Here is a 15,811-nt window from a genome sequence, read left to right as displayed (position 1 = left end):
GTCGTCACGGACGGTCTGATGTGGTGTCAGGAACCGTCCGGCCGGGCGTCAGCCGAGTGGTTTCCGGTATGCCCGGCCCGGGCGGTCGGTGAGGGCGAGGAGGAGGGTGGCGGTGGCGGGGAGGGTGGCCATGGCGCGGAGGAGGGCGGTTTCGGGGTAGGTGTCGTGGTGGAGGTGGAGGGCGAGGTAGGCGGTGGCGAGGGCAGCGGGGGTGGCGAGGAGGAGGGGGCGGGCGGCTCGGCGGGGGTGGGGGTGGTGGAGGGCGGCGAGGGCGGTCAGGAGGGCTGCGGCGGCGGCGAGTCGGGGATGCGCGAAGCCGAGGCCGTAGCGGACGGCGAGGGCGGGGACCAGGAACAGGGCGAGGGTGCGGCCGAGCAGGGTGGCGAGGGCGGTGGTGCCGGGGCCGGTCCGGGCGGTGGGCGGGCGGCGGTCGCGGGTGGTGGCGGTGAGGACCGCGAGGGCGAGGGCGGCCTCGGGGAGGCGGGCGGGCAGGTGGCGGAGGTTGTAGAGCAGGGCGGTGTCGTAGACGACCATCACCAGGGTGCCGACGGCCCACAGTTCGGCGGTGAAGCGGAGCAGTCCGAGGGTGTCCGTCCGGCGTTCGGGGCCGGGTGCGCGGCGGGCGGCGCGGAGCAGCAGCGGTGTGGTGAGCAGGGCGGAGAGCACCCGGATCGTCACGTCCTGGACGGTCCACGGGTTGTGCAGTCCCCATTCGACGGCGCCGAACACCAGGGTGTAGGAGGTGGCGGCCGCGGCCAGCAGCGCGGGTGAGCCGAGGGTGGCGCGCAGCAGGGCGGGGCTGAGGCGGTGCAGCACCGTCGCGTAGGCGGTCAGGACGAAGGGCAGTTCGAGGAACGCTTGGACCCGCAGCACCGTCGGCGCGAACAGCCGGGGGGCGGGCAGGTGGGCGGCCAGCGCCCGGATCGCCGGGTGGCCGGTCGGTTCGGCGAACCAGCCGGGCGGCAGGTAGCGGGTGACGTACCCGGCGTCGCCGCCGTGCGTCCGCACCAGGTAGGCGGAGCAGAGCAGTTGGTTGAGGTAGAGCAGTCCGGTCACCGCGGCCAGCAGGATTTCCGGCCGCACGCCCCTGCCGGAGGCCGGTGCCCGGTCGGGGGTCGGTGCCCGGTCGGGACCGGAGGTGCGGTCGGAACCGGAGGTGCGGGCGGCGGTCGGGACGCGGTCCGCGGTCGGGGTGCGCAGGGCCCGGGGGGCGAGCAGCAGGGCGGCGGCGGTCGAGCCGAGGACGGCGGCGTCGACCAGCAGCGCGGTGGTCGTCATCCGGGAGATGGTACTGCCGTCGGTCACGGCGCGTCACCGCGGGCGGGGGCGGGCGGAACGGCGGTGGAGGAACGGGTTCCGGGGGCGGGGGGCGGATGGGTTCCGGGGCGAGGGGGCGGTGGTTTCGGGGATTGCGTCCGGCCCCGGGAATGCGAGGGCTGGTCTTTACCCGGGAAAAGTAGGTTCGGACACCAAGCACACTCTGTCGGCCGGGGCGGCTATCGCCCGCGCGGGCCCTTCCGCCGCGTTCCGGGCGGCTTCCGGGGAGCCGGCGGGCGGCCCGCGGAACGGGGCGTCGATTCGCTGACGCACGGTCACCCGCCGGGCCCGGCCGGGGTGGTGGCGGGGCGGGGCGGGTGGCCACGGGTCTGCACCGGGCCGGTTCCGGTGATCACGGAACGTGATCAATGGGCGGGTGGCGGGCGTTCACGAGTCGGGCACGGATTCCTCGAACGGTCCGCCCAGCAACCATTGTGGGGCCGGATGGCGCGGGGTAGAGTCCCGGTTCGCCGAAGCACGGACGGGTCACCTCCGGGCATTTTCTTGGAGCGCTCATGTCAAAGAAAGGCGGCGTCAACAGACCGGGTCCCGACCTGTTCGACGCGTTCGCGGAAACCGCTCTCCGATGGCCCGAACGGGTCGCGCTCGATTCTCCCGGAAGCACCCTCAGCTACCGTCAACTCGCCCTGTCCGCAAGCAGGTTGGCGGATGCGCTGGGTGACCGGCCGGGACCGGTGGCGGTGTCCGCCCGGCACGCGCCGGAGACCGTGACCGCGCTGCTGGGCATCCTCGCGGCGGGCGGCACGTACGTCCCGCTGGACCCGTCCTTCCCGGTGGAGCGGCAGCGGGCGATGGCGTCCGCAGCCGGGTGCACCGCGCTGGTGGGGGCGGCCGGGCAGGCCGCCGCGCTCGGGCTGCCGCACCTCGAACCGGTGGGCGGGGCGGGCGAGTTACCGACGGGAGCCGATGCGGAGCGGTCCCGGCCGCCGGTGGCCGTCGGGCCGGACGATCCCGCCTACCTGCTGTTCACCTCGGGGTCGACGGGGCGGCCGAAGCCGGTGCTGACGCCGCGCGGGGCGATCTCGGCGGTGGCCGGGTCGCTGCGCGCACTGTTCGACGTACGTCCCGAGGACCGGGTGCTGCAGTTCGCCTCGCTGAACTGGGACACCTGCTTCGAGGAGATCCTGCCGGCCCTGACCGCCGGGGCCCGGCTGGTGTTCGACCCGGAGGCGCACTCGGCCTCCTTCCCCCGGCTGCTGCGGGCGGTGGAGCGGCGCGGCGTCACCGTCCTGGACCTGCCCACCGCGTTCTGGCACGAACTGGTGCTGCACCTCGCGGAGGACGGCCCGGACGCCGAACTGCCCGCCTGCCTGCGGCTGGTGGTGATCGGCGGCGAGGCCGCCGACCCGGCCCGGCTGGCGGACTGGAGCCGGCTGGCGGACAGCGGGCGGATCCGGCTGCTGAACACCTACGGCTGCACCGAGACCACCCTGATCACCCACGCGGTGGACCTGCTCGGCCCCGACACCCCGGAGCCGGGCCGCCGCTGGGACCCGGCCGAGCGCGCGCCGATCGGCCGCGCCCTGCCGCACGTCGAGGAACTGCTCACCGCCGAGGGCGAGTTGCTGATCGGCGGCGCCGCGCTGGCGACCGGCTACCCCGGGCTGCCGGAGACCACCGCGGAGCGCTTCACCGAGCGGGCCGGCCGGCGCTGGTTCCGCACCGGCGACCGGGTCTCCCGGGACCCGGACGGGCTGCTGACCCACCGCGGCCGGATCGACCACGAGGTGAAGATCCGCGGCATCCGGGTCGACCCGGCCGAGGTGGAGGCCGCGCTGGGCGCCCACCCCGGGTGGGGCTGGCGGCCGTCACCGCGACCACCCTGGCCGGCCGCACCGCGCTGGTCGCCTACGTCGTCCCGCGCGCCGGGGCCGCCGACCCGGCGCCGCCGACCGCCGAGGAACTCCTGCGCCACCTGCGGGAGTCGCTGCCCGCGCACCTCGTCCCGAGCCGGCTCGCGGTCGTCCCCGAGCTGGCCCGCACCGCCGGCGGCAAGATCGACCGCGCCGCCTCGCACCGCCTGCACGCCGGGGCCGCCGCACCGGCCTGAGCCGCCCCACCTGAGCCGCCCCGGCCCGAGCCGCTCCGGCCCGAGCCGCTCCGACTGAAACACCCTGGCTGAAACACCCCGCTCGAACCGTCCCGCCGGAGCCCGCCGCCTTTCCCCGCGGCGAGCCCGGCAGCCGGTAACCGGCAACCGGCAACCGGCAACCGGCAGCACCGCTGTCCCGCCGTACCGCGCACCACCTCGCGCACCCACCGCACCGTCGCACCGCGCACCACCGCACCGCGTACCGCTGCACTCCGCACCACCCGACCACGCACAGCACCGCGCACCACGCACCGCTGGCACCACCGGACCACGCGCACCCCGCACCGGTCGAAGGAGACCCCTGATGAGCCTCGACATGCCCGCCGTCACGCCCGCCGCCCCGCCGTCCCCCTCCGGCGCGGAGCTGCTCGACTCGCTGACGGCGGTGTTCCGCCGCGTCCTGGAGCTGGCCGAGGTGCCCGCGGACGGCAACTTCTTCCTGCTGGGCGGGGATTCGCTGGTCGCCACCCGGGTGCTGAGCGCGGTGGCCCGCACCCACGGGGTCGAACTGACCTTCGAGGAGTTCCTCGCCGACCCGACCCCGGCGGGCCTGGCCGGCCGCGTCAGCACGGCCCGCGCGGCCGCCCGGTGAGCGCCGCCGCGCTCACCCCGTCCCGGCCCGCCGCCCCGCGTTCGGCCCTGGTGGTCGGCGCCGGCCTGGCCGGGCTGACCGCCGCCGTGGAGCTGGCCGAGCACGGGGTGCGGGTGACGGTGCTGGAGGCCCGGGAGCGGGTCGGCGGGCGGGCCCGGGGCATCGAGGTGGCGCCCGGGCGGTGGATCGACGCGGGCGCCGCGTACCTGGGCGACCGGCACACCGAGCTGCACGCCCTGCTGGCCGCCTGCGACCTGAAGACCGCGCCGACCGAGATGGCCGGGGCCAGCCGGTTCGCGCTGCGGGACGGCGACGGCGACGGCGCGACCGCCGACGGGCGGTTCCCGCCGCTGAACGCGGTCGCCCTAGGCGACCTGTTCGAGCGGCTGGAGGAGCTGGCCGCGGCCGTCCGCCCGGACGCGCCCTGGCTGACCCCGGACGCCGAGCGGCTCGACGCGCTGACCGCCGCCGACTGGGCCGAGCGCGAACTCGCGCACCCCGACGCCAAGTTGTTCTTCCCGCTGTTCCTCGGCGAGATGATGGCCGCCGACCCGGCGAAGGTCTCCGTCCTGCACATGGCGTTCTACCTGCGCTCCGGCGGCGGCCTGCGCTACCTGAACGCCTTCGCGGGCGGCGCCCAGCAGGACCGGGTCGCGGGCGGCGCGCACCGGCTGTGCGAACGGCTGGCCCGGCGGCTGCTGGACGCCGGCGGGGTGCTGCGCACCGGCGAGCCCGCGCTGGCCGTCGAGCAGTCCGATGCGGAGGTCACCGTCCGTACCCCGGAAGGGAGTTACCGGGCGGAGGCGGCCGTGGTGGCGGTGCCGCCGCTGCTCGCGGACGCGATCGGGTACCGGCCCGGGCTGCCGGTGCCGCGGGCCGCGTCGCGGACCGAGCGGGGCTGCGCGGTGAAGCTGAGCCTGGTCTTCCCGGAGCCGGTGTGGCGGGCGCACGGTCTGTCCGGCTGGTCGGTGAACGCGGCCGGCCCGCTGCTGTCCACGGTGGACGACACCCCGCCGGAGGGCTCGCCGGGCGTGCTGACCGGCTTCGTCACCGGCGCGGAGGCGCACCGCTACGCCGCGCTGGAACCCGGCGAGCAGCGGGCGGCGGCGCTGGCCCAGGCCCGGCGGCTGTTCCCGATGCTGCCCGAGCCGATCGGCTTCCACCTCACCGACTGGGTCAACGAGCCGTGGAGCCGGGGCTGTTACGCCGCGCTGTTCGGCCCCGGCGACTGGACGGCGCTCGGGCCGACGCTGACCGCCCCGCACGGCCGGGTGCGGTTCGCGGGCACCGAGACCAGCACCGAGTTCTTCGGCCTGCTGGAGGGCGCGGTCCGCTCGGGCCGCCGGGCGGCCGCCGACCTGCTCGCCGCCGGGCCGAACGCCGCCGGGCCGACTTCCGCCGCGCCGAGCGCCACCGACCCGAGCGCCACCGGGCCGAATTCCGCCGCGCCGAGCGCCACCGACCCGAGCGCCACCGGCCCGAACTCCACCGACCCGAACGCCGCCCCGCCCGGCAACTGACGAACCGTCAGATCCCTTCGCTTTCAATCATTTCGGGCTTCTTCCCGGACCGGTGTCCGCTCCACGGGGGCGGGCCCGGCGACCAGTCCTGCTTGGAGACCTCCCATGAGCGACCAGACGCCCCTCGCCCCGCTGCCCGTCCGGGAGCGGTTCATGACCGACCCGGACCTCGGGGCGGGGAACTTCCTCGACCGGGCGATCGAGGCGAACCCGAACTGCGCGGTGCCGTACGCGTTCTCCCACCGGCTCGACCACCGCGGGCAGGTGGTGCTGGTCGGGCACAGCCTGCTGGACCTGGCGGCGCTGCGCGACCGGTACGCGGCCTGGTACCACGCGATGGGGGTGCGGCCGGGCGAGCCGGTGGGCGTGGTGGTGGCGGAGGGGCTGGAGCCGCTGCTGCACTTCTTCGCGCTGACCGCGCTGGGCGCCGTCCCCGCGCTGGTCAACGACGCGATGCGGCCGGACGTGATGGTCCGCTACCTGGACCACGTCGGCGTGGTCGGGGTGGTCGCGGACGACACCACCCGGCTGTCCGCGGCGTACCGGCAGGACCCGCGCCGCCGGCCCCGGTTCCTGGCGCTGACCGCCGAGGTGCAGGCGTCCGACCCGGCCGTGGCGGCGCTGCCGGAGCAGTACCCGTACCGGCACGCGCCCGAGGACGTGGTGGCGCTGATCCACTCCTCGGGGACGACCGGCACCCCGAAGTCGACGATCCTGGCGCACCGGCAGTTCTGGGAGGGCAAGCAGCCGCGGATGGTGCGCTTCCCGGCCGAGCCGTCCGACCGGCTGATGTCGCTGATGCCGCACACCCACGCGGGCGGCCTGAGCTACTTCCTGACCACCACCCTGCTGGGCCTGCCGACGGTGGTGATGGCGGGCTGGCGGCGCTCGGTGGTGGAGCCGGTGATGGAGGCGTTCCAGCCGACCATGGTGGCCTCCTTCCCGCGCACCTTCGTCGAGTTGGCGACCGGCGAGCTGCCGGTGCGGGGCGCGGCCCGGGTGCACTCCTGGTTCAACACCGGCGACAGCGCGCACTACGGGCACGTCCGGCGGCTGGTGCAACTCGGCGAGCGCCCGGCCGGGTTGGTCAGGCCGTGGCTGCTGCCGCAGGAGAAGGAGGGGCAACCGGCCCTGCCCGGTTCGCAGTTCGTGGACGGGCTGGGCTCCTCCGAGATGGGCATGGCGCTGTTCGGGCAGGTCACCTCGCCGGAGACGGCGCGTGCCGACCGCTGCGTGGGCAAGCCGTCCGAGGTGGTGGAGCGGGCCGCCGTGCTGGACGAGGACGGCGTCGAAGTCCCGGACGGGACACCCGGGTTGCTGGCGGTGCGGGCGCCCTCGATCACGCCGGGGTACTGGAACAACGAGCGGCTGACGGCGAGCTTCCACCGGTCCGGGTACTGGCTGACCGGCGACGTCGCCTACCGGGACGCCGAAGGCCGGTTCTTCCACCTGGACCGGACGGTGGACGTGATCGACACCCTGGACGGGCCGGTGTACAGCCTGCCGCTGGAGGAGGTGCTGCTCGCCGACTGCGCCGAACTGGTGCGGGACTGCTCGGTGGTGGGCGTCCCGCACCCGGCCGGCGGGCAGCGGCCGGTGGCCGTGGTGCTGCTCCAGGAGGGGGCGCACGTCACCGACGAGGCAGGGCTGTTGGCGGCCGCCAACGCCGAACTCGGCCGGGCCGGACTGGCGGAGCTGGCCGCGCTGCGGGTGGCCCGCACCGAGGCGGAGTTCCCGCTCGGCCCGACCGGCAAGGTGCTCAAGCGCGAGCTGCGCACCCGGCACGCCGGCCTGCTCACCGGCCCGGCCACCGGTACGGCCACTGCCCCGACCGCCGCCCCGGCCGCCGTCCCGGCCGCCCCGAGAGCCTCCTGATGGGGCGCCGGTACACCCCGCAGCCGTACCAGTACGTGCGGCAGCCGCTGGTCGAACCGGACTGGCGGCGGCTGCCGGGCTGGCGGGAGGTGACGGCCGCGCAGTGGCGGGACGCGCAGTGGCAGCGCTCGCACTGCGTGCAGGGCGAGCGGCAGCTGCGGCAGGTGTTCGGGCCGCTGCTGACCGACCGGTTCTACGACGAACTCGCGGCCGACCAGCGGGAGTTCGCGACCATGTCGGTGCTGGTGCCGCCGCAGATGCTGAACACCATGGCGGTCGGGGCGCCGCTGGTGCCGGCCGCGTTCACCGAGGCGTTCCTGGCCGACCCGGTGCGGCGCTACATGCTGCCGGTGCGCTCGGACCGGCAGCCGGCCTGGCCCAGCCACCCGCTGGCGGCCCGGGACTCGCTGCACGAGGCGCAGATGTGGGTGGTGGAGGGGCTGACCCACCGCTACCCGACCAAGGTGCTGGCCGAGCTGCTCTCCACCTGCCCGCAGTACTGCGGGCACTGCACCCGGATGGACCTGGTCGGCCGCTCCACCCCGCAGGTCGCCAAGGCCCGGCTGGTGCTGCGTCCGGCCGACCGCGAGGAGCAGATGCTCGACTACCTCAAGCGCACCCCGTCGGTGCGGGACGTGGTGGTCTCCGGCGGCGACCTGGCGAACGTGCCGTGGCCGCGGCTGGAGGCGTTCCTGCTGCGGCTGCTGGAGCTGGGTTCGGTGCGGGACGTCCGGCTGGCCAGCAAGGCGGTGGTCGGCCTGCCGCAGCACTGGCTGCAGCCGAAGGTGCTGGCCGGGATGGAGCGGGTGGCCCGGCTGGCGGCCCGGCGCTCGGTCAACCTGGCGGTGCACACCCACGCCAACCACGCGGCGTCGGTGACCCCGCTGGTCGCGGAGGCGGCCCGCGGGCTGCTGGACGCGGGCGTGCGGGACGTGCGCAACCAGGGCGTGCTGATGCGCGGCGTGAACGACAGTCCGGAGGCGCTGCTCGACCTGTGCTTCGCGCTGCAGGGCGAGGCCAACGTCCTGCCCTACTACTTCTACCTGTGCGACGTGATCCCCAACGCCGAGCACTGGCGGCTGCCGCTGGCCGCCGCGCAGCGCCTGCAGGAGGCGATCCTCGGCTACCTGCCGGGCTACGCGACGCCCCGGCTGGTGGCGGACGTGCCGCACGTCGGCAAGCGCTGGGTGCACCAGGCGGTGGGCTACGACCGGGTGCGCGGCATCTCGTGGTGGACCAAGAACTACCGCACCGGGCTCGAACTGCGCGGCGGCGAGGGGGCGTTCGGCCCGGACGGGCTGGGCCGCCGGTACCCGTACGTCGACCCGGTGGACACCCTGCCGCCGGAGGGCCGGGCCTGGTGGGCCGAACGGGCCGGTGCCGCGGGGAACTTCGACCTGAGTGAGCTGGAGGAGAGCGAGTGAGCGAGCAGCGGGCGCCGTTGCGCCGGATGTGCTGGATCTTCCCGGACCGGGAGTCGAGCCGGTCCGGGGCGATGTGGAAGCACTACTTCTGGGACATGTACGCGGAGATCGCCGCCGAGCTGGGCCTGGCGTGGACGATGCACGCGCCGGAGGCGGTGACGGTGGACGGCACCGACCCGGCGCGGCCGCGGGTGTACGTGGACGGCGAGCGGGTGACGCCGCAGGACACCCTGTTCATCACGGCGCTGTACTCGCTGCCGTACCAGTCGATGGACGTGTTCAACCAGTTGACGCTCTGCACGGTGCTGGAGCAGGCCGGGTTCTACCTGCCGTTCCCGGCGCAGGTGTCGCTGCTGGGCAACGACAAGCTGGCGACGGTGCTGTTCCTGGCCGACTCGCCGGTGCCGGCCGTCCCGTCGGTGCGGATCGGCTCCGGGCGGGACGTCTCCAAGCACCAGTACGAGGCGGCGCTGGACGGCCTGTCCTTCCCGGCGATCGTGAAGCCGTCCGGCTGGTGCGGCGGCGGCGGGATCTGCCTGGCCCGCTCCCGGGAGGACGTGCGCGGCCTGGCCAGCCTGGCGCAGGGCGGCGACACCGTGCTGGTGGCGCAGCCGTACCTGGGGGACGGCACGGTCGACTACCGGGTGTACGTGGTCGACGGGCGCCCGTACGCGGCGCTGCGGCGCACCCCGGAGGCGGGCTCGCCGGTGGCGAACGCCAGCCGCGGCGGGTCGATGGAGTTCTGCCCCGTACCGCCCGAACTGGCCGACGCCACGGCCTACTTCGCCAAGAAGCTGCCGATCCCGTTCTTCTGCGTGGACTTCCTGCACGACGGGGAGCGGTTCTGGTTCTCCGAGCTGGAGCCGGACGGGGTGATCGCCCCGGACCTGGACGACCCGGCCCGGCCGGTGCAGCGGGAGGTGACCCGGGCCCGGTTCGCCGCCTACCGGGACGCGCACGCGGCGTTCCTCGCGGACGGGGGCGTGCGGCGATGACCTTCTCGCTCACCGAGGAGCAGGCGGCGGACGGCCTGGCGGTGGCCCGCCGGACGCTGGAACTGCTGCGCGGCGTACCGGAGTTCGGCGACCGGTACGCCTCCTGTCCGGCGCCGCGCACGCTGGCGGAGCTGGCCGCGCTGCCGCCGCTGGCCAAGGACGACCTGAACACCGCGCTGGCGCACCTGGAGCCGGCCGCCGAGCACGGCGCGACCTGGCTGTTCCAGAGCGGCGGCTCGACCGGGGCGCCGAAGGTCGGCTACGCGCCGACCGGGTTCTACATGGCGAAGGTGTTCGAGCACTGGCGGCCGCTGGAGCGGGACGACGTGTTCGTCAACGCCTGGGGCGCGGGCCGGATGTGGGGCGCGCACTTCCTGGCGGCGGGCCTGGCCGACCTGTCCGGCTGCCGGGTGATCGCGCTCGGGTCGGTGACGGCCGAGGAGTACCCGCAGTGGCTGGGCTTCCTGGCCGACCGGAAGGTCACCGCGATCGGCGGGACCCCGAGCGTGCTGCGGCTGTGGTTCGCGCACGCCCGCGCCGCCGGGATCGAACTGCCGTCGCTGCGCAAGGTGTTGTGGCTGGGCGAGGCGTGGCAGCCGCAGCTGGAGGAGGATCTGGCGGCGGTCGCGCCGAAGGCCCGCCGGCACGGCATGTTCGGCTCCACCGAGACCTGGGTGGTGGGCTCCAACTCCCCCGACTGCCCGGCCGACACCTTCCACCCGTTCCCGCACCAGCTGGTGCACGTCGGCGACGGCGGGCTGCTGGACTTCACCTCGCTCGACCCGGCGATGCTCAACCCGGTGCTGCGCTACCGTACCGGCGACGCGGGCGAGTTGGCGCCCTGCCCGTGCGGGCGGCCGGGCCCGGCGATGCGGGTGCTGGGCCGCCGGGACAACGTGGTGCAGGTCCGCGGGCTGGGCCTGCACGTGGACGAGCTGCTGGCGCGGGTCGAGCGCGAGCCGGGCGTCAGCCGGGCCCAGGTGCTGGTCACCGAGCGGGGCGGCCGGGCGCAGTCGGTGGACGTCCTGGTGCTCGGCGCGCTGCCGCCGGACCGCGCCGAGGCGCTGCGGCGCGAACTGCTGTCCGCCACCTTCACGTTGAGCACCGCCTTCGTGCACGACCCGGAGCAGGTGCGGGTGCGGGTGGTGGACGCGCTGGTCAGCAACGAGCGCACCGGGAAGACCGCGGGCTTCGTGGTCCGGGAGGAAGCGTGAAACGAGGGCTGGTGAAACTGCGCAAGCCCGAGCAGCTGGGCCGGGGCTTCAACCTGTTCTGGTTCGGCAAGTCGGTCTCCAACGTCGGCGACCGGGTGACGGTGTTCGTCGTCCCGACCCTGATGATCTTCGTGCTGCACGCCTCCGCGTTCCAGGTCGGCATCGTCGCCATGGCCCAGTACCTGGGCATTCCGCTGCTCGGCCCGGTGGCGGGCGTCCTGGTGGACCGCTGGGACAAGCGGCGCACCCTGATCGCCTGCGACCTGGTGCGGCTGGCGGCGGTCGCGGCGATCCCGGTCGCGTACTGGCTGGACCTCCTCTCCACGCCGCTGCTGTTCTGCTGCGTGGCGGCGGTCTCCGGGGCGACGATCTTCTTCAACGTCGGCTACCTGGTGGCCGTCCCGGCGGTGGTCGAGCAGCCGCACCTGGTGCGCGCCTACTCCCGGCTGGAGGGCAGCGGCTCGGTCGCCGAGGTCTCCGGGCCGTCGATCGCCGCCGCCCTGTACGGGGCGCTCGGCGCGGCCTCGCTGCTGGTGGACGCCGCCAGCTACCTGGTCTCGGCGGCCTGCTTCCGCTGGATGCGGCCCTGGGGGCAGCCCACCGTCGCCCAGGGCTCGGTGTGGCAGCGGCTCACCCTCGGCTTCCGGCTGAACTGGCAGGACCCGGTGCTGCGCCGGGTGGTGCTGGCCGCCGTCACGCTCAACTCCGGCGGCCCGGTGTTCGTCACCGTGATGCCGGTGCTCGCCTACCGGGGCCTGGGCGTCACCGTCGGCGTGTACGGCGCCGCGATGTCCGCGGGCGCGGTCGGCGCTCTGCTGGGCGCGCTGGTCGCCCCGCGGATCGGCGAACGGCTCGGCATCGGACGGACGCTGGCCTGGGCGCTGCTGCTGCACTGCCTGGTCGGCCTGGGCGTGCTGGCCGCGCCCGCGCTGCCCGCCGGGCCGGTGATCGCCGTCACCATGGGCTGCTACGGCTTCTTCATGTCCTGCATCAACGTGTGCTCGGCGCCCGCCCGGCAGTCCCGGATGTCCGCGCAGCACCAGGGCGTCATGCACGCCGCGTTCCGCACCGCCACCTGGGGCGTCATCCCGCTCGCCGCGCTGGCCGGCGGCCTCGCCGTCTCGCTGCTCACCGGCCCGCTCGGCGTGCTGGACGCGGCCCGCTGGACCATGGTCGGCGGCACCCTGCTCGCCGCCTGCTCCTTCCTGCCCGCGCTCGGCATCCAGTCCCGGATGGACGCCGGCCTGCCGAAGGCCGTGGACCTGGTCGGCGATCCGGCCGCCCTGGTCGACGGCGCCACCGAACCTGCGGAGGCCGCGAAGTGACGGTCCGTCAACGCGTGCTGATCACCGGCTGCTCCTCCGGCATCGGGCTGGCCACCGCGGCCGCCGCGAGCCGGGCCGGGTGGGAGGTGGTGGCGACGGTGCGCGACCCGGAGCGGGCCGACGCGCTGCGGGAGGCCGCGCCCGGGGCCGAGGTGCGGCGGCTGGACGTCACCGACGAGGAGTCGGTGGCGGCCTGCTTCGCCGGGATCGACCGGCTCGACGCGCTGGTCAACAACGCCGGGATCTCCAACTTCGACCCGACGCTGGAGATGTCCACCAGTGCGGCGCTGCGCGCCAACCTGGAGGTCAACTTCTTCGGCACCGTCGCCGTCTCGCGCGCCGCGATGCCGCTGCTGCGCGCCTCCGGCGGGCGGCTGCTGACCATCGGCAGCGTGCACGGCGTGGTCGGCCAGCCCTTCAACGAGGCGTACTGCGCGGCCAAGTTCGCCGTCGAGGGCTTCATGGAGTCGCTCGCCCCGGTCGCCGCCGCGCACGGCGTGCGGGTCTCGGTGCTGGTGCCCGGCTACGTCCCCGACACCCGGTTCGGCATCTTCCCGGACGTCAACCGCCGTACCGTGCAGGCCGCTTCGGGCCCGTACGCGGACACCTTCGCCGCCTACGGCGACCGGATCGGCGCGCACTGGGCCGGCGCCGGGCAGCCCGCCGCGGAGGTCGCCGCGGCGGTGCTGCGCGCGCTGGCCGAGGAGCGGCCGCCGTTCCGGATCCCGACCGGGCCGTGGGCGGCGGCCTACCTGGACGCCAAGCTCGCCGACCGCGACGGCGCCGCCGTCCAGCGGCTCGCCCACGACTGGATCGGCCTGACCCCCCTGCCCTGAGGAGCAACCACCGTGCCCGCACTGCCCCTTCACGCGCTCGTCGACCACGCCCGGCGCCACTCGCCGTTCTACGCCGAGCTGTACCGCGACGTTCCCGCCGTCGTCACCTCGCTCACCCAGCTGCCCGTCATCGACCACGTCGCGTTCTGGTCCGCCAACCGGTGGCCGGACAACCGGCTGCTGACCGGGCCGCTGACCGACGCCGCCGTCTACAAGTCCGGCGGCACCACCGGCGCGCCCAAGTTCTCGCCGTGGACCCGCTCCGAACACGTCGACTCGGTCAGCGCGTTCGGCGCCGGACTGGTCGACGCCGGGCTCAAGCCCGGGCAGAAGGTCGCCAACCTGTTCCGGGCCGGCGAGTTCTACAGCGGCTTCCTGTTCATCGAGGGCGCCCTGCACCACGCGCCGATCGACAACGTCCGGCTGCCGGTGGCCACCGCGCCCGACGAGTACGTCGCCGACCTGGTCCACTCCTTCGGCGTGGACGTGCTGGCGGGCGAGCCGATGAAGCTGTCCGCCGTCGCCGAGACCCTGCTCAAGCAGGAACGGCCCGCCCCGCAGGTCGAGTTGATCCTGTTCGGCGGCGACATCCTGTTCAACGACCTGCGGCCGCTGCTGCGTTCGGCCTTCCCCAACGCCGCGCTCTCCTCGATCGGCTACGCCTCGGTGGACGCCGGCCTGGTCGCCGGACCGGTGCCCGCCGGGGACGACCTGCGCGTCCACCGGGCCTTCCCGAACCGCACCGTGGTCGAACTCGTCGACGACACCACCGGCGAGCCGATCACCGAACCCGGCGTCCCCGGCCGGGTCGTGGTCACCAACCTGTTCCGCACCCTGGTCCCGATCCTGCGCTACCCGGCGGGCGACCGCGCCGAGTGGACCGACGCCTCCTGCACCACCTTCCGCCTGCTCGGCCGCTCCACCGAGGGCGCCCGGATCGGCATCGTCACCATGCCCACCGAGGACGTCCGCGACGTCCTGCTCGCCCACGACCCCGACCACCGCATCACCGGCCTGCAGTTCGTCCAGCGCCGCTGGGACGGCCGCGACGGCCTGCTCATCCGCCTCGGCCACACCACCCCCGCCCCGCCGCCCGCCGCCCTCACCGAGACCCTCCGGCAGGCCGTCCTCGACGCCCGGCCCGCGTACGTCTCCGAGACCGCGATCGGCGCGATCCACCCCCTGCAACTGGAGTGGGTCCCGCGCTCCGCACTCGTCACCAACCCCAGCACCGGCAAACTCCGCCAGGTCATCGACGAACGCCCCGCGCACTGATCCCGGGCCCCGCCTCCGGCCACCCGGGTTGGCATGATGGTCCGATGAGCGACCTTCAGCGCACCGAGCCCTCCCGGGTGGCCGACGACCGCGCCTCCCTGACCGAGTTCCTCCAGTACCAGCGCGAGACGCTGGCGATGAAGTGCGCCGGGCTGACCGCCGAACAGCTCCGGCAGCGGGCCGTGCCGCCCTCCGACCTCTCCCTGCTCGGCCTGGTCCGGCACCTCGCCGAGGTCGAACGCAGCTGGTTCCGCAACGTCGTCAACGGCGACGGGGCACCCGCGCACTGGCCCGGCGACGCCGCCTTCGACGTGGACGCCGCCGACCCCGACGAGGCCTTCCGCACCTGGCACGAGGAGTGCGCCCGCTCCCGCGCCACCGTCAACGACGCCGCCTCCCTCGACACCCCCGTCCACTGGCGCGAGGAGGTCTTCACCCTCCGCTACGTCGTCACCCACATGATCGAGGAGTACGCCCGCCACAACGGCCACGCCGACCTGCTGCGCGAACGCATCGACGGCACCACCGGGGAGTAGGCCCTACTCGGGGAGCGGCTCCGCCGGTGCCCGTCCGTCCCGGGCCGTCAGCTGCGCGCCGACCGACCAGGCGTGGCGGGTGACGGCCAGCAGGAAGCGGCCCCGGGAGACCCGGACGGCGTGCAGGGCGGGGCCGTGGTCGACGGCGACGAACAGGGCGCCGGCCAGGGCCAGCAGCAGCCAGGTCAGGTGGGCGAACGGGCGGGCCACCGGGCCGAGTTCGGCGAAGGACTGGTGCAGCCGGCGGACGTGGAACGGGATGTGGCGCCGCTCGTCGTACAGGATCCGGTCGGTGACCTCGCGGGCCAGCGGGTCGGCCAGGCCGTCCCGCAGGCTGCGGTAGTACTCGACGGCGACCAGCTCGGCCACCATCAGCACCATCAACTCGGTGCGCAGGCCCAGCAGTCGGCGCACCCGGACGAAGATCCCGTCGCTCCAGTGCCCGTCCAGCAGCGGGACGCCGGCCGCGCCCAGCAGTTCGGCCAGCAGCCGCGCGTGGTTGCGCTCCTCGTCGACGAACAGCCGCACCGCCGCCGAGTACTCCGGGTCCCCCGCCCGGTCGGCCTTGGCCCGCAGGTTGGCCCCGTCCCCGTCCTCCCCCACCTGGAACTTCTGCAGGCTCCGCGCCACCACCGCGGGCAGTTCGACCCCGTGCTCCCACTCCGGGTCCGCGATCCACTCCCGCCGCGCCCGCTCCGCCTCGAACTCCGCCACCCACCCACCGAACCCGCTTCCGGGCATGGCTCCGCCCCCGCTCTCGTGCATGGTGCCGCGCCCGCCGCACCGACG

The 15,811-nt window shown here is 74.9% G+C and carries 13 protein-coding genes and 1 pseudogene; 12 read left to right on the top strand and 2 right to left on the bottom strand.

Translation table 11 applies throughout. The features are described from left to right. Positions 1-48: 48 nt before the first annotated feature. Positions 49-1,278, bottom strand: coding sequence for a hypothetical protein (locus tag OU787_RS27540; protein WP_268660965.1), 1,230 nt, complete (start codon positions 1,276-1,278; stop codon positions 49-51). A 554-nt stretch (positions 1,279-1,832) separates the two neighbouring features. Between OU787_RS27540 and OU787_RS27535 the strand changes: the two are divergent. From OU787_RS27535 to OU787_RS27485, 12 genes and pseudogenes are all read left to right on the top strand, one after another. Further along, a pseudogene (locus OU787_RS27535) lies at positions 1,833-2,924 on the top strand (AMP-binding protein); the annotation flags it as partial. A 206-nt stretch (positions 2,925-3,130) separates the two neighbouring features. Continuing rightward, positions 3,131-3,388 (top strand): AMP-binding enzyme, encoded by a 258-nt coding sequence (locus tag OU787_RS34910; protein ID WP_442788656.1) that lies wholly within the window; start codon positions 3,131-3,133, stop codon positions 3,386-3,388. A gap of 346 nt (positions 3,389-3,734) precedes the next feature. Then, positions 3,735-4,022, top strand: a complete 288-nt coding sequence (locus OU787_RS27530) for a phosphopantetheine-binding protein (RefSeq protein WP_268660963.1) — start codon at positions 3,735-3,737, stop codon at positions 4,020-4,022. Next, positions 4,019-5,542, top strand: coding sequence for a flavin monoamine oxidase family protein (locus OU787_RS27525; protein ID WP_268660962.1), 1,524 nt, complete (start codon positions 4,019-4,021; stop codon positions 5,540-5,542). The genes OU787_RS27530 and OU787_RS27525 overlap by 4 nt, the downstream gene beginning before the upstream one ends. 105 nt (positions 5,543-5,647) lie before the next feature. Then, entirely contained in the window at positions 5,648-7,417 is a 1,770-nt protein-coding gene (locus OU787_RS27520; protein WP_268660961.1) for a class I adenylate-forming enzyme family protein, read from the top strand. Then, on the top strand, positions 7,417-8,841 hold the full coding sequence (locus tag OU787_RS27515; protein WP_268660960.1) for a KamA family radical SAM protein: 1,425 nt from the start codon (positions 7,417-7,419) through the stop codon (positions 8,839-8,841). The genes OU787_RS27520 and OU787_RS27515 overlap by 1 nt, the downstream gene beginning before the upstream one ends. Beyond that, on the top strand, positions 8,838-9,836 hold the full coding sequence (locus tag OU787_RS27510; protein WP_268660959.1) for an ATP-grasp domain-containing protein: 999 nt from the start codon (positions 8,838-8,840) through the stop codon (positions 9,834-9,836). The genes OU787_RS27515 and OU787_RS27510 overlap by 4 nt, the downstream gene beginning before the upstream one ends. Then, a complete protein-coding gene (locus OU787_RS27505) occupies positions 9,833-11,050 on the top strand; it encodes a phenylacetate--CoA ligase family protein (RefSeq protein WP_268660958.1) in 1,218 nt (405 codons plus the stop codon). Before OU787_RS27510 ends, OU787_RS27505 begins: the two co-directional genes overlap by 4 nt. Before the next feature lie 11 nt (positions 11,051-11,061). Beyond that, positions 11,062-12,375 carry an MFS transporter gene (locus tag OU787_RS27500; protein ID WP_268660957.1) on the top strand — a complete coding sequence of 438 codons (1,314 nt, stop codon included), beginning with the start codon at positions 11,062-11,064 and terminating at the stop codon, positions 12,373-12,375. Then, the gene (locus OU787_RS27495) at positions 12,372-13,211 is read left to right on the top strand and encodes an SDR family NAD(P)-dependent oxidoreductase (protein ID WP_268660956.1); all 840 of its coding nucleotides are present in this window, start codon (positions 12,372-12,374) and stop codon (positions 13,209-13,211) included. The genes OU787_RS27500 and OU787_RS27495 overlap by 4 nt, the downstream gene beginning before the upstream one ends. Positions 13,212-13,223: 12 nt before the next feature. Then, positions 13,224-14,486, top strand: a complete 1,263-nt coding sequence (locus OU787_RS27490; RefSeq protein WP_268660955.1) for a phenylacetate--CoA ligase family protein — start codon at positions 13,224-13,226, stop codon at positions 14,484-14,486. Positions 14,487-14,530: 44 nt separating this feature from the next. Then, on the top strand, positions 14,531-15,022 hold the full coding sequence (locus tag OU787_RS27485) for a DinB family protein (protein WP_268660954.1): 492 nt from the start codon (positions 14,531-14,533) through the stop codon (positions 15,020-15,022). Positions 15,023-15,025: 3 nt separating this feature from the next. Here the strand turns inward: OU787_RS27485 and OU787_RS27480 are convergent, their stop codons facing one another. Next, complete coding sequence (locus OU787_RS27480) at positions 15,026-15,736, bottom strand: ferritin-like domain-containing protein (protein ID WP_327059428.1); 711 nt, start codon at positions 15,734-15,736, stop codon at positions 15,026-15,028. Between the last annotated feature and the right edge of the window lie 75 nt (positions 15,737-15,811).

This window comes from Kitasatospora sp. YST-16 (assembly GCF_026802215.1).
Lineage (GTDB): Bacteria > Actinomycetota > Actinomycetes > Streptomycetales > Streptomycetaceae > Kitasatospora > Kitasatospora cineracea.
The sequence above is the reverse complement of the archived record's forward strand: the minus strand, read 5'-3'. Positions and strand labels throughout refer to the sequence as shown.